Origin of the sequence: Winogradskyella luteola (genome assembly GCF_019203985.1) — a bacterium.
Lineage (GTDB): Bacteria > Bacteroidota > Bacteroidia > Flavobacteriales > Flavobacteriaceae > Winogradskyella > Winogradskyella luteola.
Genome location: NZ_JAGSPD010000003.1, coordinates 196,267 through 217,696 on the forward strand (window position 1 = coordinate 196,267; position 21,430 = coordinate 217,696).

Here is a 21,430-nt window from a genome sequence, read left to right on the forward strand (position 1 = left end):
AAACGATTTTTAATGAAGATAAGCTTTTATTGCCTACTTGTTGTAGTACTACTTTGTATATTGGATGTTGTCTATACTCAGGTTTATAAAAAATCTAATCCTAGAAATAAAATTCAACGTGTATTGGCATTAAAAAACGAAAGCTTTGATTATGTTTTTCTGGGAAACTCTCGGGTAGAAAATATCATTGTTACGCCTTTAATTAATCAAGAAACAGATAAGAGCGCACTAAATTTAGGAATTCAGCAAGCAAAATTAAATGATGTTTTAGTAATCCTAAAATTACTGATTCATAATAATGTTAAAATGCAAAAGCTTTTTGTGCAAATTGATTCTCATTATAATGATTTAGGTAGCTCAGATATTGTTAAATCACAATTGTTACCTTATATACATTCTAACGAAATAATAAATTCTTATTTAAAAGAAAACGATTCAGAATTTAACCAAAAATATTACATACCATTTTATAGATATGCTGTAAATGATTATAGAGTTGGTTTTAGGGAGGTATTTGCATCTGTTTTATCTCAAGCCAAAAATACTGATTTTAATGATGGTTATATTCCTTTTGGTAATCGAAGAAATACAGCTATTCCAAAATTGCCGGCAAGTGTAATCTCTAAAAACATAGTTTTAGATGAAATTGTTGAAATTTGTAAATCAAATGAAATTGAAATTGTACTGTTTTGCGCACCTTACTGTCCTGGCCTACATAAAGATAACTATCTTAGTGAAATAGACTATGAAATTGATAATCTTTATAATTTTTCTTCAGCAATTACAGATAGTTCATATTTTGCTGATTGTGGGCATCTTAACCATAGCGGAGCAATGAAGTTTACAGAATTTTTAATTGACGAATTAAAGCTATGACCATAGGTTTTATAACATCCGAATATCCACATGCTAATTTAAAACGCTCTGCAGGTTTGGGGTCTAGCATTAAAAACCTGTCAAAAGGCCTAGTTTCCAAAGGGGTGAAAGTCGTAGTTTTTGCTGTATTTCAAAATAAGGACAAAACCTTTGAAGACGATGGTATTACTATCATTTCAATGGCTAGAAAAGGACATCGTTTTTTGGGTTGGTATTTTGAACGTAAGCACATAGAAAAACGAGTTAAGGAAGAGATCAAAGCTCATCATATTGATGTTCTAGAAGCACCTGACTGGACAGGTATCACTGCTTTTATGAATTTTAATGTTCCATTGATTATTAGACTGCATGGTTCTGATGCCTACTTTTGTAAACTAGAAAACCGTAAGCAAAAGTGGAAGCATTTTATGTTTGAAAAAAATGCCCTGAATAAAGCAGATTTTATTATTTCCGTAAGTGATTTTGCTGCTAATGTAACTAGAGATATTTTTAAATTAAAGCAAGAAATAATAACGATATACAATGGCGTTAATGTCACAACCTTTAAACCTAAAAGTGAATTAATAGTTAAAGGAAGGTTGCTGTATTTTGGAACCATAGTTAGAAAAAAGGGTGTTTTAGAATTGGCTGAAATATTTAATGGGTTAGTTGATAAAAAACCAGATGTATCATTGGTGCTGATTGGTAAAGATGCTATGGATGTATTTAAAAAAACATCGACTCTGAGCCTTTTTAATATAAAACTAAATGCTGAAGCCAAACAAAGAGTGGAACATATCAACGAAGTGGCATATAGTGAGATAAATAGCTATATAGCAAGTGCAGAAATTATAGTATTACCTAGTTTTGCTGAAGCTTTTCCCATGACTTGGCTCGAAGCACTTGCAATGGAAAAACCATTGGTTACATCAAATATAGGATGGGCAAAAGAATTGATGATTAATAATAAAACAGGTTATACTATAGATCCAAAAAACCATAACGACTATACTAATGCAATCCTAGATTTGCTAAATGATGAAACAAAGCAAAAAATCTTTGGATCTAATGGAAGAAAACATATTATAGACAATTTCTCAACAGAAATTGTTCTAGAGAAAAATATGGATTTATTTAACCAGATAATGCAGCAAAAAAGTGAAGCTTAAAACTTATCAAGCAGATAACGGCGAGGTGTTGTTGTATAATGGCAATCCTAATTTTAAAGTTTTGGAACAGTTAGTACTAGGCTCAGGTGATGTATGGCATAGTTCTTTAGACCAAGGTTTTAAAAACTGTTTACCAGAATTAGTATATCAAACAGCTGTATACTGGTGGTTTTTAAATGATTTTGAAAATTGTGATACTTGCGTGAATTGGAGAATTAACATCGATGAATTTGTAATTAGAGAATCCGTTTGGAATCAGTTGAATACATTTAATACCAATTATGAAAATCCTTTAGTTGCTGGCTTGGATTTTGGTTTTAACTTGCTTAGAAATCAAGGTGGTATTCCGTTATATGTTAAAGGTTTGTTTGATAAAAAACTTGCTGATGTTAAAATTAGTAAGCACGACCGTTACCTATTTTTTCTAAATAACTTTAAAAAGCGGCACAGTCACTATATGCTCTTGCGTAAAGGTATTTTTAATCTTCCGAAAGAATTTATTGCATTAAGGAAAGCTTCTAAAAACATCTTAAATAACAGCAATGTTATTATTAAACCTAAGGAATTAGAACCTGTCCAAGGAAATCCTTCAGTTAGTTTGGTTATACCAACGATGAAACGGCAAGCATTTACGGAATTGCTTTTGCAAGATCATAATGTTCAGTCATATCCTATAAAAGAAGCAATCATCGTAGATGCTACGCCACCAGAAGAGCGCAATGATAAGTTTTACAGGCAAGAGAATTATAACTTTAAAGTAAAGGTAAAGTGGCAGACTACCAAAGGAAGTTGTAAGGCCAGAAACGAAGCTATAGAAATGTGTACTGCCGACTACATTATTTTTGCAGATGATGACGTACGAGTTTTGCCAGATTTTGTTGAGAACCACATTAAATTACTTCAAACCTATAATGCAGAAGCTTGTAATGGCTTGGATATTATGGCAGAGCATATGAACCAAAATTTAGATGATCTAAAACGTCGACTGCAAGATCTTGGTGATGAACGTTGGAGAGTTGGAGTTTCTCATATGTTTAGTAATGCAAATTCTTGTGTAAAAAAATCACTTGTAGATGAGTTGATTGGTAATGATGTCAATTTTGATGGAGGTTATGGCGAAGATTCAGATTTCGGACTTAGGATTTTAAAATCTGGCAAGGTGTTGCTGCATAATCCTTTTTCACCCAACTTGCATTTAAAACCGCCAGTTGGCGGGTATCGTTTTTGGGGAAATCAAGCAAAGGTAATAGGCAAAAAGAGAAAGCCCCAGCCGTGGGAGTTAGGAGATCCGGTACGTTTTATTAGACCTGTACCAAGCCCAACAATGACTTATAAATATGTTAAGCACTATAAAGAACAACAGTTAAAAGAATGGAGATATCGCTACTTCTTTATGTATTTGTTCGGAGGTAAAAAGCGAGCATTTATTTTAAAATTTTTGAATTGGCCCATAAAAAAATTACAATTTAAAAAATCGATGTACTATGCAAAAAGACTCATGCATAGAGGACCTAAATACAATTAATTACAATTGAATAAATTTGCACTTATAGTATGTACTTACATGAGACCCATAGCTTTATTAAAGTTGTTGGAGTCGGTAAGGGAACAGTCACTATATCCAAATGAAATAATAATTGTTGACGGATCATCCAATAACCATACAGAAAAAGTTATTCGATCTAATGATTTCAATAACTTAACGTATCATAGGGTAGAAGAAAAAGATAGAGGACTTACCAAGCAGAGGAATTTTGGAATAAAAAAATTATCAGCAGATACTGAAATAGTTAGTTTTTTAGATGATGATATTGTCTTGACAAATAATTACTTTAAAGAGTTAATACAAACATATCATATAAAACCCGATGCCATAGCTGTCGGCGGTTATATAAAGAATGAGGTTGTTTGGCAAGCCTTAAAAGATGGCTCATATGCAGAAGGTAAATTTTGTATCGATGGATGGCAGCGCAACGAACCATTAAAATTCAAAGTACGAAAAAAGCTAGGATTATTACCTGATACACGTCCAGGAATAATTTGTTCATTTTCGCACGGAAGGTCTGTAAGTTTTTTACCGCCCAATGGTAAGGTTTACCAAGTAGAACAGTTTATGGGAGGTGTGTCGTCCTACAAAACTGAGGTGTTTAAAAAGGTAGGTTTTTCTAACTATTTTGAAGGTTATGGTTTGTATGAGGATGTTGATTTCTGCATTAGATTATTACCATTAGGCAAGCTTTATCTAAACACAGCTGCCCAACTCAACCATTATCATGAGCCATCTGGTCGCCCAAATCAATATAAATATGGTAAAATGGTGATAAGAAATGGGTGGTATGTGTGGCGTTTAAAAAACAATAAGCCATTATTGAAAACTAAGTTTAAATGGTATGCAGTTTCTGCTTTACAAACCTTATTTAGATTTTTTAATGTATTTAATACATCAAAAAAGGTTGAGGCTTTATCTGATACATTAGGTAGGATATCCGGACTTTTAGGATTGTTGATAAATAAACCTAGATTACCTCATAATAACCCTTAAATTAACGAACTGTAAGGAATTGTAATTATAAATGATTAAGAAATTCAACGCTTTTTTAGAACGTCTAAAGTATACCAACACGTATTCCAAATATACGATCCGTCTAATTCTTCCTATTCTTAATATTAGAAAAAGAAAACGTGTAGATTATGCCTTATCAATAGAAGATGCACTTAAAAATTTTGAAACTTTGAATGTTCTTGGATCGGGCCCATCTTTAAATAAATGCAACTTTAATAAAGACGAATTATATGTTACAACTAATTCGTCTTACTTAAGTTTATCTAATGCGCATAGTTTTGTACACATTATAAGGGATGGAGGATATTTAAAACAATTCTTAATGTTTGGCTTAAAATATAAACCAAAGCTGTTAATTGTTGAGTCCTTATATACAGACAAAGCACCTCTTACCCACATTGCCAATTATGGAGTGCAAGCCCTAAAAAAATATCTCGGAAGACGTAAATTTGATTACCCGATACTTATCACGGGTGGAAAGCCGTTTCCTTACTTAGAATTTAATGATAGTTATATTTTGAAGAATCAGTTTTTAAAGGATAATAATCTGCAATGGCACGACAGTAATAGTGGTATTACTATTTACAGTTATGCAATTTGGTGGGCTAATATTTATGGGCATATTAAAAATATCAATGTTTACGGTATTGATGCAGGTCAAGGTGGGGAAGTGTATTTTAATGGCCAGAAAACAAAATCAGACCACGTTGCAATGAAAGATCTAAACAAAAGTAAAATGGGTGTTTTTTTTGATAATTGCCAAGCTAAATATAAATTCATACAAAATTATTCATATTTTAAAAACAATGTCGATTAACTATGGTAAGAATTTTAGATTGTACTTTAAGAGATGGGGGTTATTATACAAACTGGGATTTTTCTAATCAGACAGTAGAACAGTACATAGAGACCATAAATAAGTTGCCTATCGAGTATATAGAGTTGGGCTATAGAAGTATAGATCTAGATGGATACCATGGCGAATTCTTTTATTGCCCCATAAGCACGTTGGAAAGCATAAAATCAACGACGGATAAAAAAATCGCTATCCTTTTAAACGAAAAAGATATTAAACCGTCTGATGTTGATGACTTGTTACAACCATGTATGCACTTGGTAGATTTAATTAGAATAGCGGTTAACCCTTCGAATATCCATAGTGCTATTTCATTAGCTAAGCGTGTGAAACAACTAGATTTTCAAGTTGCTTTTAATGTGATGTATTTATCAGAATGGGATAGCTATCCAGAACTTTATGAATCATTGCCTAAAATTGAAGATGTAGTTGATATTTTTTACCTCGTAGATTCTTACGGTAGCATTTTTCCTGAGCAATTAAAAGAAATTATAACAACCATTAAAAAGTCAACTGATATGGCCTTGGGCTTTCATGGGCATAATAATTTAGAATTGGCATTGGCAAATACAATGCAGGCTATAGAGTGCGGAGTGCAAATAGTAGATGCAACAATTACTGGAATGGGAAGAGGAGCAGGAAACCTAAAAACAGAATTGATCTTAACGGTTTTAAATAGGAAAAATGGTCTGAATATTGATTTTGATGCCCTAAGCCATGTTACCGAAATTTTTGAAGATTTAAAAAGCCAATACCAATGGGGGACAACTTTACCTTATATGGTCTCTGGTATTAACTCCTTGCCACAAAAAAATGTGATGCATCTTGTACAGAAAAAGATTTATTCTTTAAATACAATTATTAATAAACTGACTAAAAATAATAATAAGCAAAAACAGTTTGAAGAGTTTAAGGTTAACAATGGTTTTAAAAATGCAGTTATTATTGGAGGTGGTCCTAGTGCAGGGGTACATTCAAAGTTTATTAAACAATTTGCAGAGCAACAAAAATCTACATGCCTTATTCACTCATCCTCAAAAAATGCCAATCATTATTCCGATAGTAAAATAGCACAGTTTTTCTGTTTATTGGGTAACGAAGGTTATCGTCTAAAAAGTGTATTCAATAATTTTTTATCACATTTTGAAGGTCAATGTGTTTTACCGCCCACAAAGAACTTAAAGGGTACGTTTATTCCACGAGCAGTTGTTGAAAATACATTTCAGTTAGATGAAATAAAGTTCACCGAAATAAAAGAAGACTCACATTTGGCACTTGCTATTCAAATAGCACTAAAGCTACAAGTCGATACAATATATTTTGTAGGTTATGATGGTTATAGCCAAAATCAAATTGCAGCTAAGGATTTAAAATTTTTCAAAGAAAATTCAAAAATCTTTAACGATTTACGAAAAGAAGCCGTAGAATTTTGCTCGCTTACACCTACACTATATGATGTTTTGCCCAAATCAAGTGTGTTTAAGTATATCTAAATATTTATGAAAATTGTAACAGTAATACCTGCCAGATACGATTCTAAAAGGTTTCCTGGAAAACCATTAGTGGATATAGCTGGCAAATCCATGATTAAGAGAGTCTATGAAAAATGTAGAGAAGTTATCGATAATACTGATCTATACGTTGCAACAGACAGCCAGTTAATATATCAACATTGTATAGATAATAATATGAATGTTGTAATGACAAGCTCTAATTGTTTAACAGGAACTGATAGAATTGCCGAGTTTTCCTTAAAAATAAAAGCCGATTATTATATAAATGTTCAGGGTGACGAACCTGTAATTGACTCGCAAGATATTTTAAAAATCAAAGAATCGATTCTAAAACATCCTAGTAAAATTATTAATGGTTATTGTGCGATAAAATCTGAAGAAACTTTTCGTAGCCTTACAATGCCAAAAGTTGTTTTTAGAGAAGACGAACGTCTTTTATATATGTCTAGATCACCTATACCAGGGAATAAAAACGATCAATTTAACATTGGTTTTAGGCAAGTTTGTATTTATGCCTTTCCTTATAAATCATTAGAAGACTTTTATAAGTGCAAAGCTAAAACACGTTTTGAAAGTCAAGAGGATATAGAAATCCTTAGGTTTTTAGAATTGGGTTTTGATGTACAGATGGTTCTTTTATCCGATACTTCAATTCCTGTAGATACACCAGAAGATTTACAAAAGGTTATAAACTATGTCAATAAAATTGAAAGATAAAAATGTTATCCTGTGGGATTTTGATGGTGTAATTTTAAATAGTAATGACATTAGAGACATTGGATTTACTAAAACACTAGAAAACTTTCCTAAAGAACAGGTAGATGAATTAATGAAATACCACCACGAAAATGGAGGTCTTTCGAGATACAATAAATTCAGGTATTTTTTTGAAAAAATAAGAGACGAAACAGTTAATGATGCATTAATTTTAGAATATGCCTCAAGGTTTTCTCAGGTAATGCTCAATAGACTTATTAATAAATCACTTTTAATTGAAGATTCTTTTAAGTTCATTAAAGAAAATTATAGAAGTATGCGAATGCATATCGTCTCTGCTTCGGATCAAAATGAGTTAAGAACTATTTGTAAAGGATTGGGTATCGATAAATTTTTTCATTCAATTCAAGGGTCTCCAACTACTAAGATTGATAATGTATCAAGTATTTTAGAAGAAAATAAATATAAAAAAGAAGCTACAGTTTTAATTGGCGATTCAATAAATGATTACCACGCAGCATCCAAAAATGGAATTAGCTTTATTGGTTACAATAATATAAATTTGAAAGCTAATGTGCTTAATTACATAGAAAGTTTTAACGCTATTATATCATAATTTCCTATTTAGAAACCTATTATGAGATTGACCATATTTACGTCCGTTGAGCACGTTTTTCGAGATAACAAATTTTACGGTTACGGACCGTATATCAGGGAAATGAATATTTGGATAAAGTATGTAGATGAGGTCGTAATTGTGGCGCCAAAAAGTAAAAATGGTGAAATATTACCAATGGATTTACATTATGAGCATCCGAAACTCCAATTTGTTGAAATCCCAAGCTTTAATTTAACCACTTTTCCCAATGTGCTAAAAACATTAGTGGTAAGCCCATTAATATTATATAGGATGATTAAAGTTTTGCGAAAGGTAGATCAGGTACACCTTCGTTGTCCTAGCAATACCGGTCTCTTAGGCTGTGTAGCTCAGATTTTTTTTCCAAAGCTAAAGAAGTCAACAAAATTTGCAGGTAATTGGGATCCAAATAGCAATCAACCTCTAAGTTACAGGTTACAAAAAAAATTGCTTGCTAACACAACTTTGACCAAAAACATTAAAGTTTTGGTTTATGGAGAATGGCCAAATCAAACCAAGAATATTGTCCCTTTCATATCCGCAACTTATTACGAACACGAAATTGAGAAAACAGAAGAACGAGATTATACAGGGGTGTTAAATTTTGTTTTTGTTGGTAGTATTGTTGTAGGTAAAAGGCCTATACTAACCATTAAAATTATAGAGGAATTAAATAGAAGAAGAATCCCTTCTCAACTAGAATTATTTGGTGAAGGCACAATGTTTGAAGAAACAAAAGCCTACATTGATGAAAATAACCTAAAAGATGTCATCTTCTTAAGAGGTAACCAAGATAAGGAGACAGTAAAACAATCGTTGAAAAAAGCGCATTTTAATATACTGCCATCAAAAAGTGAAGGTTGGCCAAAAGCAGTCGCAGAAGGTATGTTTTTCGGCGCTATACCTATAGCTACTAGAATATCTTGTTTAGATTGGATGTTAGATTATGGTAACAGAGGTATCTTAATCGAGCCAAATGTTAAAGTAGCAGCAGATAGTATTTCTCAAGTTCTTAAGGATGCAGACCTACATAACATGGCAACAAAAGCGGTGCAGTGGTCTCAACAGTATACGCTAGACACATTAGAGGAAGCAATAAGGAAAACCATAGAGGAATAATGCGTGTTATACAAATTATAGATTCATTAAACTTAGGTGGCGCTGAACGTGTGGCTGTAAATATAGCCAATCAATTAGTAGATAAAATTGATAAATCTTTTCTTTGTACAACCAGAGAAGAAGGACTTTTAAAGGAGGAATTAAACAATGATGTTGGCTACTTTTTTTTAAACAGGAAAAAGACTCTTGATTTTAAAGCGATAAAACGCTTGAGAGATTTTATCACAGTTAATAAAATAGGTATTGTTCATGCACATGCGTCGTCTTATTTTATCAGTTCTATCATCAAAATACTTTTACCTAGAGTACAATTAATATGGCATGACCATCTAGGGAATAGAAACCAAATAAAACCAAATTCATCTTTCGTACTAAAATTGAGTTCATATTTTTTTGATAAAGTGATTGCGGTTAATAGTGAGTTAGCTAGTTGGGCAAAAACTAATTTAAAAACTAATGAAGCTATCTATGTTCCCAACTTTACAGTAAGAAGCAAAGTAGATAGCTATACACAATTAAAAGGTGTTAGAAGTAAACGAATATTATATTTAGCTAATCTAAGGAACCCAAAAAATCACTTACTTTTACTTAGAGTTTTTTATGAGCTAAATGAGAATTTTCACGATTGGACTTTGCATCTGGTTGGTAAAGATTACAATGACAATTATTCTAAAGAGATAAAATCATTTATTAAATCTAAGGATTTAGAGTCAAATGTGTTTTTACTGGGGCAAAGAAATGACGCCTCCAGTATTATCGGCCAGTGTAGCATAGGTGTACTAACATCAACTTATGAGGGGTTACCAATGGCTTTGTTAGAATATGGATTAGGAAGCCTGGCCGTTGTCGTAACAGACGTGGGTCAATGTAAAGAAGTAGTCTCGGATTATGGTTTTGTGGTTAAATCGCAATCAGAATCAGAGTTAAAAAAAGCTTTGGTAAAGCTTATGTCTAATGAAGAACTGAGAACTGAAAAAGGTAAGGCGTATAATTTGCACATAAATCAAAATTATACCGCTAAGCAAGTAATAAGTAGAATAATAGATATATATTCAATGAATTAATGGGTATTAACTCTGAATATAAGTATTTACAATTAATAGTATTACATATTATTATTGGGTTGTTAGTGTTCTATTTTAGGCCATTGGCCAAAATTTATTTTTTTGCTGTCGTTATATTTTTTCTTGTTAGAATCGTAGTGGCACCACCGCCTAAAAAAACGTATGAAGTTTTAAAAGCGTGCGCATATATAGTTGGTGTAGAGGTACTTTTTAGAATGAGTGATGGTGGGGTTTTTTATGAAGCCTCTAAGTACTTGGTAATTTTATTTATACTTTTTGGCATGTTTTATAATGGAGTTTCTGGTAAAGGCTATCCATATTTTATTTACCTTATTCTATTAGTGCCAGGTGTAATCGTAGCCAGTAATAATATTGGCTTTGATGCCAACTTTAGAACCAACGTGGCATTTGTACTCAGTGGTCCAGTTTGTTTAGGGATATCTGCACTTTATTGCTACGAAAAAAAAGTAACGAAGCATCAAATTATTGACATTGTAAAGGTTATTTCATTTCCAATTATATCAATGACCGTGTATGTCTATTTATATACGCCAAAGCTAGAAGATGTTTTATTGGGAACGGAATCTAATTTTGCAACATCTGGTGGGTTTGGTCCAAATCAAACCTCGACTATTTTAGGTTTGGGAATGTTTTCCTTAGTAGTTAGATTTTTCTTAAAATCGCCAACTTTGTTATTAAAGATTGTAAATGCTTCAATATTTGTATTTATTGCACATAGAGCTATTATTACATTTAGTAGAGGCGGGGTTTTTACGGCAATCATCATTATAGCATTTTTTTTATTTTCACTTTATAAAAAATCACACAGAATACAAAAAACTCAAATTTTAACAACTGGGATTTTGTTAGTTTTCATTGGTGTTGCAACCTGGTTATATAGTGCCCAACAAACAGGTGGACTAATAGAAAATAGATATACCAATAAGGATGCGTTAGGTAGGGATAAAGGTGATGTGTCTACAGGTAGAGTAGATCTCTTTTTGTCAGAATTAGAGGGTTTTATGAATCATCCCTTTGTTGGTGTAGGGGCAAGTGGCATGAAAGAGTTTCGTATTGAAACAAGAGGTAAGGGTATAGTGTCTCACAACGAAATAAGTAGAGTTCTGTCAGAACATGGGCTTTTTGGTGTTATAGTTATTTTAATACTAATTATTAAACCTCTTGGTTTCCGTTCTAGAAATAAAAAAAGCTTATTCTTCTATGCTTTTTTAGCTTTTTGGTTTGCAACTGTTAACCATTCAGCAATGCGTATTGCTGCACCTGGTTTTATATATGCTTTAGCGCTTTTAAATATACAATATGAAAAACGTCCTTTATCTAGGAAACGCATTATCTCAAAAGGGTAGAGCCTTAACGTCCATCGAAACTTTAAGTGTAAGATTAGAAGAGTTTTGCTCGGTCAAGATTGCGTCCAATAAGTCTAATAAAGTGCTTAGGTTGTTAGATATGATATGGCTTGTTTTTTCTAATAGGTCTAAGGCAGATTATATACTTATAGACACTTATAGCACTATTAACTTTTATTATGCTTTTATTGTTAGCCAGTTATGTAGACTTTTTAAGATTAAATATATTCCAATATTGCATGGTGGTAACTTGGAAAAACGTTTAAAAAACAATCCTAAACTAAGCAGTTTGATTTTTAAATATGCTTATAAGTTGGTGTCACCTTCAATTTTTTTGAAAAAAGTTTTTGAAAGGTATGGTTATACTAACATTCAACATATACCCAATAGTATAGAAATTGAAGATTTTGAATTTCAGAATAGAAATATTCAAACAATAAAACTATTGTGGGTAAGGTCATTTGCTTCCATATATAACCCAGAACTCGCAATTTCAGTTTTGGAAGTATTGGTGCAAAATGGTTATGAGGCAGAGCTGACCATGATAGGGCCTGATATAGATGGTTTAATGGCCAAAATTAAAAATCAGGTTGAAGAAAAAAACCTGAACGTAAACTTCACAGGTAAATTGTCGAGAGAAGCTTGGCGGGAGTTGTCTAGGCACTGTAACGTATTTATAAATACTACAAATTTTGATAATATGCCTGTTAGTGTTATTGAGGCAATGGCTCTTGGATTACCAGTAGTTTCTACCAATGTTGGCGGATTACCTTATTTAGTAATAGATGATGTCGACGGACTCTTGGTGCCACCAGAAGATATTGATGCAATGTTTAATGCCATTGTAAAGTTAAAGATCCACAAAAATCTGAAAGATAAAATGGTGATTAATGCCAGAAATAAAGTAGAGTTATTTGACTGGAAAGCCATTAAACCCAAGTGGGAAATGCTTTTGTCTTAATTTGATGTTGAAAATAAATTGTACTTATTATCTTTACGTTATTACCAACCTAAACGATGAAACATAAAAAAGGCATCCATTTTGAAGTTTCAGAGCGAAAGATTTTGCTCAGAATTATGGATTTGGCCATGGTTTTCCTTTCCATATACTGCTTGGGTCTGTTCTTTGATTTTGAGTATATTCTATTCAATCAGGAGAATACAGTAGCTTTGGTGTTGCTGGGAATATATATTACCGTTTTCGGAACCGTATTTGAACTTTACGACCTTCAAAAAGCAAGTAAACTAGACACTACATTTAGAAATTTAGTTATTGCCACATCAACAGTAGTACTGTTTTATCTTTTAACACCAGTATTGTCACCTTATTTACCAGAAGAACGTATGCAAATCGTATACTTCTACATGGCCATTATAATATCTATTTTATTATGGAGATTGGTGTATATTAATCTTATTGAGTCTCCCAGATTTTATAAACGTGTTCTTTTGGTAGGCGAGATCTCGAATATAGATGGATTAATTAAAGCACTGAATACTTCAGATCCGAATTATAAAATTGTCGGATTTATAAACAGTGAAATCTCTACACCAGAATCTGTAAAATTCAAAGGACTCGAAGAGTTTGAAGCAAATGACTTTTTAGAAACCATTGAAAAAGAAAGAATCTCTGAAGTCTTGGTTGCAAGTTTTAATACGGAATCTATTATTACAGAAGTTTATCACGATTTAATGCTATTGATGGAACGCGGTTTTAAGATTAGGGAATATACACAAGTTTACGAAGAACTACTATACAGGGTGCCAATCCAGTTTGTGGGTAAAGACTTTTATAAATATTTCCCTTTTAGTAGAAGTAACGAGAATAAACTTTACATTTTTTTTCAGCGTACTTTCGATATTGTCATTGCAATTATGGGTTTATTTATTGGCGTTCTTTTATCGCCATTTTTACTTTTAGGTAATATGTTGGGCAATAGAGGTCCAATGTTTTATTCTCAAGAACGGGTGGGCAGAAATAGCAAGTCCTTTAAAATCTTAAAATTGAGAACTATGGTTATCAATGCTGAAAAAGATGGCGCTAGATGGGCTCAAAAAGATGATAAACGTGTAACGGCTTTTGGGAGATTTTTAAGACGTTCTCGATTAGATGAAATTCCACAATTTTATAATGTCCTAAAAGGTGAAATGAGTATTATTGGCCCAAGACCAGAACGCCCATTTTTTGTAAATGAGCTGTGCCGTATCATTCCATTTTATGAAACGCGCCATATTATTAAACCAGGTCTTACAGGTTGGGCACAAGTCAATACAAGATACGGATCATCCATTGACGATAGCTTAACTAAACTTCAATACGATTTGTACTATATAAAGCACAGAAGTGTATTTTTAGACTTCAGCATAACGGTTAAAACCTTAAGTACTATATTGTATTACAGAGGACAGTAAATTAATTTCTACTGTAGAATCTTAACAAATAAATATACCTAATTATTAATGCTATGAGCAGCGGGATTAAGCCTATGGCAAATACTTGAACTCCAATAAGCCAATGTAAGGTTAAGAGGCAGAGCATTATAATCAAAAACTTAAGGTAAGCTTTAAACCAGTTTCTAATTTGTGCTTTAAACAGTTGGCCTAAGACAAATATGTTAAGTGGCACAGCCCAAAGTACGTTGTAATTGTGGGCAGTTGCAGAATGATCAGTAGCAAACCAAAGGCATAAGAGAAGTATGCCTATTATTCCTGTAATGCCAAATAACACAATATCTAACCATTTGCTACTTGTTTTATTTTTTGAATCTCTATAAGTAATGTAGAGAATTAGAGCAGCAATTATACCTAGAACCATTAATGGACTAAAGAGAAAGTCAGACCTTAATATTTCAGCTTTCTTCTTATATAAAGTAGATGAGCTTTTTACCAGATTTTCATTACCATTGATTTTGGCAACATCGAAAAAAGCATAAATGTATTTAGGTAAATACATATATTCTTGTGGTTTAGCTTCTATATCTATAACAGAACCCAAGGCAATATCTATTCCCAAACTTCCCCAAGAATTACGATTTAAATGTTCATGTATTAGCATCCTAAATGTTTTTGGTTCAAAATCTTTGGGCAATACAAAATCAATATTGGAGTTTGTTGAAACTTTTACAACATCTCTTATTCGTGTGGCACAATTATCATAAAAGAAATCGTACTTGTACCTTCGGTTCTCTGGCTTGTAGTTGTTTTCTAAAAAATCAAAAAGCTTCTGTTTTTCTTTTAAGGATAGGTTTAAAATTTGCTCATCTATAGTTCGGTTAGAGTTAGAATAATGGTAATAGATGTCAGAAAAATTGTGTTTACTTATAAGGTAATTCAATTTCCCTCTTGCAAATTTTAAATAAAAATTAGGAGCGTCAAAATCGTATTCCCCATAGCCGTACACTAAGTCAATACCTTTATTTCTATCAGTAATTCTAAAAGCATTATGACCGAAGGAGTCATTTAATGATTGCCCTGGGCCGAAAGTTAGTACAGATACTTCAGCTTCTTTAGATAATGGAGATTGCTGGCTAAAGATCCATAACGTAGTAAAAAGAAATAAGAAAGAGAGTATTTTTTTTGCCAAAATTTAGGTTTACTAATTTAATTGAACGACGAATTACATGTTATTTACCAAAATTTCCTTTAAAGGCTTTTGTAACCTTAGCTATCTAAAAACACTAAAATCTACTTTTAAGGAAAACACATTAGAGTACAAAGCCGCACTTTGATCACCTATGTCAGTAAATGCGTAATCGAGCTGTATGCCTTTATACTTAAACCCTACGCCAAAATTGGGTTGAAACGTTAAATCTTCGGAATCATCAATTTGTCTTTCATTCTGAAAATTGCCAACTCCACCTCTTAGAAATACTAAGTCAGTATAGCCAAACTCAAAACCCAAAGCAGGATTTATACTTGCAAATGATGTAGAAAACACATCGTTGTTCTCTTCAAAACGTACATTTAGATTGGCTGCTGCTAATAGCGAATAGTCATAATGGAAAATCCATTGTTTAGACATGCCAATTTGTAACTTAGGAATCGTGATTTCCGTAGTCTCGGGCAATTCTTGGTTTTGCCCTTCTATAGCACCACTGATCCTTTCAAAATTATCTTCGTCAATAGACCAAGCATTATATGTTGTGGTAATGTCTCTAGCCATTAAGCCAAATTTCCATCCCGATTTGTTTTCAAACTGAATACCAGCATCTAAACCAAAACCCCAAGCCGAAGCGAAATCTCCTATAATACGTCGTATTACTTTGGCATTTACACCAAAATTGAGACCATCCAAGGGCAATTTTCTGGCATAAGAAAACGTTAATCCGTAATCTGCGGTAGAGAATGTACTTATTCTGTCATAGTTAATATTACCTTCATCATCAATTAACTGTGTGGTATCTAAAATATCATCGACACCAAACCTAATCAGGGAGACGCCAACGGCACTTCTGTTATCCAGAGGCATACCAAAACCTATATAGTTGTAATTTGCAATGTTGGCAAAATAGCTAGAATGCATCAAGGCCAATTGTTTGTCTTCGAGATGTACCAATCCTGCTGGATTCCAATACCCAGAATTCACATCACTGGTTTGTGATACAACAGCATTGCTCATACCTAAAGCCGCAGCATCAACACCAATATTCATAAATTCATTTGAATACTTTCTTGTGGTCTGAGCCGAAGCGAAAAGTGTAGCAAGTGTTAAGAGAATTACAATGTAATTTTTCAACAGCAAAATTTTTTTACAAAGATGCACAATTTTTCTATTAATTTAACTTCAAAATAGCCGACTTATTGTCTGACAAAAGGGCAATTTGAAAAAAATAATAAGTTAAGCCCAAATACTTTTTTATTTTTACAAAAACTAAAGTTTATGAATTTAAAACGACAAATACCTAATGTAGTTACGCTTCTCAATTTATTTTCGGGTTGTATAGCAGTAATATTTGCAGTCTATGGAAATTTTGTTGTGGCTGCCATGTTTGTGTTTTTAGGTATATTCTTTGATTTTTTTGATGGTCTTTTGGCTCGCAAGCTCAATGTGCAAAGTCCGTTAGGAATTCAATTAGATTCTTTGGCTGATTTAGTAACCAGTGGTGTAGTGCCGGGAATTATTATGTTTAAGTTAATTTCCCTAACAGTTGATGCACCAGATTATTCAACTTATAATGATAATTGGAATTCTATTTTTCATTGGCAAGGCTTCAAACTCTCTGTTTTGCCGCTCATAGGATTGTTTATTCCGTTAGCATCTGCATACCGTTTGGCAAGGTTCAATTTAGACGAAGATCAGCAAACCTATTTTAAAGGGCTTCCAGTACCAGCGAATACCTTATTAATTTTGTCATTACCAATGATTTTAGAATATCAAAACAATGATATTATGAATTCTATTATTATTAACAAATGGTTTTTAATTGGGTTGACTCTTTTAAGTTGTTACCTGCTCAACTCCAAGATTAAGTTATTTGCTTTAAAATTCAAGGACTGGAGTTTTAAAAATAATGTAACACGATACCTTTTTTTAATATTAAGTCTAGTGGTATTAATCGTTTTACATTTTGCTGCGATACCAGTTATTATCATTTTGTATATACTCTTATCATTGCTAGATCAGAAACAAATCAATTAATAAATTTCACTAAACACATTAAATGGCTTCAGGCTTTTTTGCATTATTAGATGACATTGCAACACTTATGGATGATGTTGCAACTATGACCAAGGTGTCAACCCAAAAAACAGCAGGAATTTTAGGCGACGATTTAGCCGTAAATGCTGAGAAAGCCTCTGGTTTTAGTCCATCGAGAGAATTACCAGTGCTGTGGGCAATTTCTAAAGGATCATTGTTAAATAAGATTATTATATTACCATTGGCATTTTTAATGAGTGCTTTTGTACCCAAAATGGTAATTGTTGTTTTGGTACTTGGTGGACTTTATTTAGCGTATGAAGGTGCTGAAAAAATTTACGAATTCTTTTTTCATCGTACTGAGAAGAAAGTTGTAGTAGCACAAAAGGATATTTCAGCTGAAGAATTACTCAAAATCGAAAAAAAGAAAATAAAATCTGCAATTATTACGGATTTTATTCTTTCCGTAGAAATTGTAATTATTGCGTTGGGCGCCGTGGTCGAAGAAAGCCTAACCACTCAAATCATTGTTGTCTCCATCGTAGCGCTAATCGCCACAGTTGGAGTGTACGGAATTGTTGCGCTTATAGTACGTATGGATGATATTGGTCTTAAACTTATACAAAAAAGTAAATCCAAATCAGGACTTTTGTATAATACAGGTGTAGGATTGACAAAAGCACTGCCGTGGATTATTAAATCACTTTCAATTATAGGAACTCTCGCTTTATTACTTGTGGCAGGAGGAATTTTTGTACACAATATTGAATACCTTCATCATGTTTTAGAAGCCATACCAGGTATACTTAGAGATTTTGTTATTGGCTTAGCAGTAGGTGTTATTTGTTTATTGGTTGTAAAAGCCTTTAAATGGGTTTTGCCTAAAAAGAAAAACTTAGATACTCAATAGATAGCAAGCTAGGCTAGGTTAAAACTCTAACTTCTTCTTACGAAGCTCAAAGTTCTGACCTAAATATACTTTACGTACCATTTCATCATTGGCCAATTCTTCTGGGACACCAGCTTTTAAGATACCACCTTCAAACATAAGGTAAGTTCTATCGGTTATAGCAAGTGTTTCTTGTACATTATGATCCGTGATAAGAATACCAATATTCTTCTTGGTCAGTTTGGCAACGATGCGTTGAATATCTTCCACAGCAACAGGATCTACTCCGGCAAAGGGTTCATCCAAAAGAATAAAATTGGGGTCTGTTGCCAAAGCCCTTGCTATTTCGGTACGCCGTCGTTCACCACCAGATAGTAAATCACCTCTGTTGGTTCTAATATGTCCTAGACCAAACTCATCAATAAGAGATTCCATCTTTTCATGTTGTTGCTTTTTGCTCAACTTGGTCAATTGCAGTACACTAAGAATATTATCTTCTATACTTAATTTTCTAAATACAGAAGCTTCTTGTGCCAAGTAACCAATACCATTCTGTGCGCGTTTGTACATTGGGTATTTTGTAATATTGGTATCGTCTAGATAGATATTACCACCATTGGGTTTTATAATGCCAACAATCATATAGAATGACGTGGTTTTACCAGCACCATTGGGACCGAGTAAGCCAATAATTTCACCTTGATTAACTTCAAGAGAAACATCTTTTACCACTTTTCGCCCGCTATAGGACTTCATTAAATTTTCCGCACGTAACTTCATAATGCTAATTAGAACGCTAAAAATAACAAAATCATATAGATTCGGTCTGCGTCAATTGAGTTTTATTAAAAGTTTAACCTTGTGAATAGTGTTCTTCTAGGGCTTCCCAATATTCGTGAGCACGTCTTAAATGCGGAATTGTTATGGTTCCACCAATAAGTGTTGCAATGCTCAAAGCTTCACTTATTTCGGCTTTTGTTAAACCTTCGTTGTATGATGATTCCAAATGATATTTCACACAATCATCACATCTTAACACAGCTGAAGCGACTAAACCTAGTAACTCTTTTGTTTTTTTATCTAGAGCTCCTTCTGCAAAGGCATTGGTATCAAGATTAAAAATACGTTTAACGATTTTATTGTTATCAGCTAAAATCTTATCGTTCATTTTAGAGCGATAGTCATTAAATTCTTCAACGATATCAGACATGCTTTCTTTTTCTATTTTGATTCTTAACGACTACTGCCGAAATGTAAATACTTATTTGATATAATACTAAAATTGGTATAGCTACTATAACTTGGCTTGCAATATCCGGAGGAGTTATGATTGCCGATAATATTAAAACAATGACCAGTGCATATTTTCTATACCTTCTTAAAAATTGAGGTGTCACCAATCCGACTTTGGTTAAAAAGTATATAAGTATTGGCAGCTCAAAAACAAAACCAGAGGCTATAGCAGAAGAACGCACAATGGCAATGACAGAGCTTACATCAAACTCATTAGAAATTTGTTCACTAATTTGATAGTTGGCTAAAAAGTTAATGGACAACGGAGTGATTATATAGTAACCAAACAAAACTCCAGTAAAAAACAGAAGTGAAGCAATAACCAAAAACCCTCGGGAATTTTTACGCTCACTGGGTTTTAAACCAGGACTTATAAAACTCCATAGTTGATACAAAACATAAGGAAATGCTACAATAAATCCAGCGTAAATCGATGTCCAAATATGGGCAGAAAATTGACCTGCAACTGTTCTGTTTTGAATGATAAATGGGAATTTATCAGCACAAAATGTCGTATCTGTCATTCCAAAAAACTTTGAAACTTGGCATAGTCCATTGTAAGTGAGGAAATCCATTTTTGTTGGCCCAAATATAATGACATCAAAAATAAATTTCTTGCAAATAAAAGCTATAGTAGCTGCAATGACAATTCCTAAAGTCGCTCTAATTAAATGCCATCTTAAATCCTCAAGATGATCTAAAAAAGACATGTCGTCAATCTGTTTTGTCATTAGATAATGCCTTCTTTAATTAAATCGTGAAGATGAACAACACCTGCATATTTTCCATCATGTTCAACCAATAATTGTGAAATACCGAATTCTTCCATCACTTCTTTGGCATCCACAGCCATAGCATTTTCTTCAATAAGTCTTGGATTTGTGCTCATAATGTCCTTGGCCCTTAGTTCTGTAATAGCATCACTTTTGCTAAGCATTCTTCTTAAATCGCCATCTGTAATAATACCAACAATTTTATTATTGTCAATCACTGCAGTAACCCCAAGCATTTTTTCTGTAATCTCAACAATTACTTCCTTTAAGCTTGCTTCTAGGCCAACTTGAGGTTTTAAGTTTTGTGATGATAAATCGTTTACTCTTAAATAGAGGCGTTTTCCTAAGGCACCACCAGGGTGGTATTTTGCAAAATCCTTGCTGGAAAATCCTCTTAATTCGAGCAAGCAAACCGCTAAGGCATCACCCATTACCAACTGAGCTGTTGTGCTAGTAGTCGGTGCTAAATTGTTAGGACATGCTTCCTGTTCTACATAAGCATTGAGAATATAATCGGCTTGTTGTCCCAAAAAGGAATCTATGTTACCCGTAATGGCAATCATTTTATTTTTCGCATTCTTAATAAGCGGTACCAAAACTTTAATTTCGGGTGTGTTCCCACTTTTAGAAATACAAATAACCACATCGTCTTCTAAGATCAATCCCAAGTCACCATGTATGGCATCTGCTGCATGCATAAAAACTGAAGGCGTTCCCGTGGAATTCAAAGTTGCTACTATTTTGTTAGCAATAATGGCACTTTTGCCAATTCCTGTTATAATAACTCTCCCTTTGGAATGATATATTAGCTCCACTGCATTTGCGAAATCTTCTGTAAGCAATTCCGATAAATTTGCAATGGCTTTACTTTCAGACTTTATGGTGCTTTTTGCAATGTTTAAAATAGAAGACACAGTGTTCAAAACTAATTATTTATAGTGTTTTTTAGATTTAAAGAAATTGTTATCTTTAAGGT

Annotated in this window: 21 protein-coding genes; 15 read left to right on the plus strand and 6 right to left on the minus strand. The window is 33.0% G+C overall.

The genetic code is table 11. The features are described from left to right. The first annotated feature begins 12 nt into the window (after window positions 1-12). From KCG49_RS04995 to KCG49_RS05055, 13 genes are all read left to right on the plus strand, one after another. Window positions 13-876 carry a hypothetical protein gene (locus KCG49_RS04995; protein ID WP_218545098.1) on the plus strand — a complete coding sequence of 288 codons (864 nt, stop codon included), beginning with the start codon at window positions 13-15 and terminating at the stop codon, window positions 874-876. Next, entirely contained in the window at window positions 873-2,024 is a 1,152-nt protein-coding gene (locus KCG49_RS05000; RefSeq protein WP_218545099.1) for a glycosyltransferase family 4 protein, read from the plus strand. The genes KCG49_RS04995 and KCG49_RS05000 overlap by 4 nt, the downstream gene beginning before the upstream one ends. Beyond that, a complete protein-coding gene (locus KCG49_RS05005) occupies window positions 2,014-3,549 on the plus strand; it encodes a glycosyltransferase family 2 protein (protein ID WP_218545100.1) in 1,536 nt (511 codons plus the stop codon). The genes KCG49_RS05000 and KCG49_RS05005 overlap by 11 nt, the downstream gene beginning before the upstream one ends. Before the next feature lie 6 nt (window positions 3,550-3,555). Continuing rightward, window positions 3,556-4,566 (plus strand): glycosyltransferase family 2 protein, encoded by a 1,011-nt coding sequence (locus KCG49_RS05010; RefSeq protein WP_218545101.1) that lies wholly within the window; start codon window positions 3,556-3,558, stop codon window positions 4,564-4,566. Between the two features lie 31 nt (window positions 4,567-4,597). Then, window positions 4,598-5,404, plus strand: coding sequence for a hypothetical protein (locus KCG49_RS05015; RefSeq protein ID WP_218545102.1), 807 nt, complete (start codon window positions 4,598-4,600; stop codon window positions 5,402-5,404). 2 nt (window positions 5,405-5,406) lie between these two features. Next, entirely contained in the window at window positions 5,407-6,936 is a 1,530-nt protein-coding gene (locus KCG49_RS05020; RefSeq protein ID WP_218545103.1) for an aldolase catalytic domain-containing protein, read from the plus strand. Window positions 6,937-6,942: 6 nt separating this feature from the next. Continuing rightward, complete coding sequence (locus KCG49_RS05025; RefSeq protein WP_218545104.1) at window positions 6,943-7,674, plus strand: 3-deoxy-manno-octulosonate cytidylyltransferase; 732 nt, start codon at window positions 6,943-6,945, stop codon at window positions 7,672-7,674. Beyond that, complete coding sequence (locus KCG49_RS05030; protein WP_218545105.1) at window positions 7,652-8,290, plus strand: HAD family hydrolase; 639 nt, start codon at window positions 7,652-7,654, stop codon at window positions 8,288-8,290. The genes KCG49_RS05025 and KCG49_RS05030 overlap by 23 nt, the downstream gene beginning before the upstream one ends. Window positions 8,291-8,311: 21 nt before the next feature. Further along, window positions 8,312-9,430 (plus strand): glycosyltransferase family 4 protein, encoded by a 1,119-nt coding sequence (locus tag KCG49_RS05035; RefSeq protein ID WP_218545106.1) that lies wholly within the window; start codon window positions 8,312-8,314, stop codon window positions 9,428-9,430. Next, window positions 9,367-10,494, plus strand: coding sequence for a glycosyltransferase (locus tag KCG49_RS05040; protein ID WP_218545107.1), 1,128 nt, complete (start codon window positions 9,367-9,369; stop codon window positions 10,492-10,494). Before KCG49_RS05035 ends, KCG49_RS05040 begins: the two co-directional genes overlap by 64 nt. Window positions 10,495-10,631: 137 nt before the next feature. After that, window positions 10,632-11,861: an O-antigen ligase family protein gene (locus KCG49_RS05045; protein ID WP_369680347.1), complete on the plus strand. Its 1,230-nt coding sequence runs from the start codon at window positions 10,632-10,634 to the stop codon at window positions 11,859-11,861. Further along, a complete protein-coding gene (locus tag KCG49_RS05050; RefSeq protein WP_218545109.1) occupies window positions 11,815-12,822 on the plus strand; it encodes a glycosyltransferase family 4 protein in 1,008 nt (335 codons plus the stop codon). The genes KCG49_RS05045 and KCG49_RS05050 overlap by 47 nt, the downstream gene beginning before the upstream one ends. Before the next feature lie 56 nt (window positions 12,823-12,878). Further along, window positions 12,879-14,273, plus strand: a complete 1,395-nt coding sequence (locus KCG49_RS05055; RefSeq protein WP_218545110.1) for a sugar transferase — start codon at window positions 12,879-12,881, stop codon at window positions 14,271-14,273. A 1-nt stretch (window position 14,274) separates the two neighbouring features. On the opposite strand, the gene KCG49_RS05060 is transcribed toward KCG49_RS05055, so the two are convergent. Then, window positions 14,275-15,444: a lipoprotein N-acyltransferase Lnb domain-containing protein gene (locus tag KCG49_RS05060; RefSeq protein ID WP_218545111.1), complete on the minus strand. Its 1,170-nt coding sequence runs from the start codon at window positions 15,442-15,444 to the stop codon at window positions 14,275-14,277. An 81-nt stretch (window positions 15,445-15,525) separates the two neighbouring features. After that, on the minus strand, window positions 15,526-16,596 hold the full coding sequence (locus KCG49_RS05065; RefSeq protein WP_256259871.1) for a putative type IX sorting system protein PorV2: 1,071 nt from the start codon (window positions 16,594-16,596) through the stop codon (window positions 15,526-15,528). Window positions 16,597-16,740: 144 nt separating this feature from the next. On the opposite strand from KCG49_RS05065, the gene KCG49_RS05070 reads away from it, so the two are divergent. Both KCG49_RS05070 and KCG49_RS05075 read left to right on the plus strand, forming a co-directional pair. Next, window positions 16,741-17,499: a CDP-alcohol phosphatidyltransferase family protein gene (locus KCG49_RS05070; RefSeq protein WP_218545112.1), complete on the plus strand. Its 759-nt coding sequence runs from the start codon at window positions 16,741-16,743 to the stop codon at window positions 17,497-17,499. Between the two features lie 22 nt (window positions 17,500-17,521). Beyond that, window positions 17,522-18,409 carry a DUF808 domain-containing protein gene (locus KCG49_RS05075; protein ID WP_218545113.1) on the plus strand — a complete coding sequence of 296 codons (888 nt, stop codon included), beginning with the start codon at window positions 17,522-17,524 and terminating at the stop codon, window positions 18,407-18,409. 18 nt (window positions 18,410-18,427) lie between these two features. Here the strand turns inward: KCG49_RS05075 and lptB are convergent, their stop codons facing one another. The 4 genes from lptB to KCG49_RS05095 all read right to left on the minus strand — a co-directional run bounded on the left by lptB (window position 18,428) and on the right by KCG49_RS05095 (window position 21,377). Beyond that, complete coding sequence (gene lptB, locus KCG49_RS05080) at window positions 18,428-19,168, minus strand: LPS export ABC transporter ATP-binding protein (protein ID WP_218545114.1); 741 nt, start codon at window positions 19,166-19,168, stop codon at window positions 18,428-18,430. A gap of 73 nt (window positions 19,169-19,241) precedes the next feature. Next, complete coding sequence (locus KCG49_RS05085; RefSeq protein ID WP_218545115.1) at window positions 19,242-19,598, minus strand: carboxymuconolactone decarboxylase family protein; 357 nt, start codon at window positions 19,596-19,598, stop codon at window positions 19,242-19,244. Then, the gene (gene tatC, locus KCG49_RS05090; RefSeq protein WP_218545116.1) at window positions 19,591-20,412 is read right to left on the minus strand and encodes a twin-arginine translocase subunit TatC; all 822 of its coding nucleotides are present in this window, start codon (window positions 20,410-20,412) and stop codon (window positions 19,591-19,593) included. Before tatC ends, KCG49_RS05085 begins: the two co-directional genes overlap by 8 nt. After that, on the minus strand, window positions 20,412-21,377 hold the full coding sequence (locus tag KCG49_RS05095; protein WP_218545117.1) for a KpsF/GutQ family sugar-phosphate isomerase: 966 nt from the start codon (window positions 21,375-21,377) through the stop codon (window positions 20,412-20,414). Before KCG49_RS05095 ends, tatC begins: the two co-directional genes overlap by 1 nt. Window positions 21,378-21,430 lie beyond the last annotated feature (53 nt).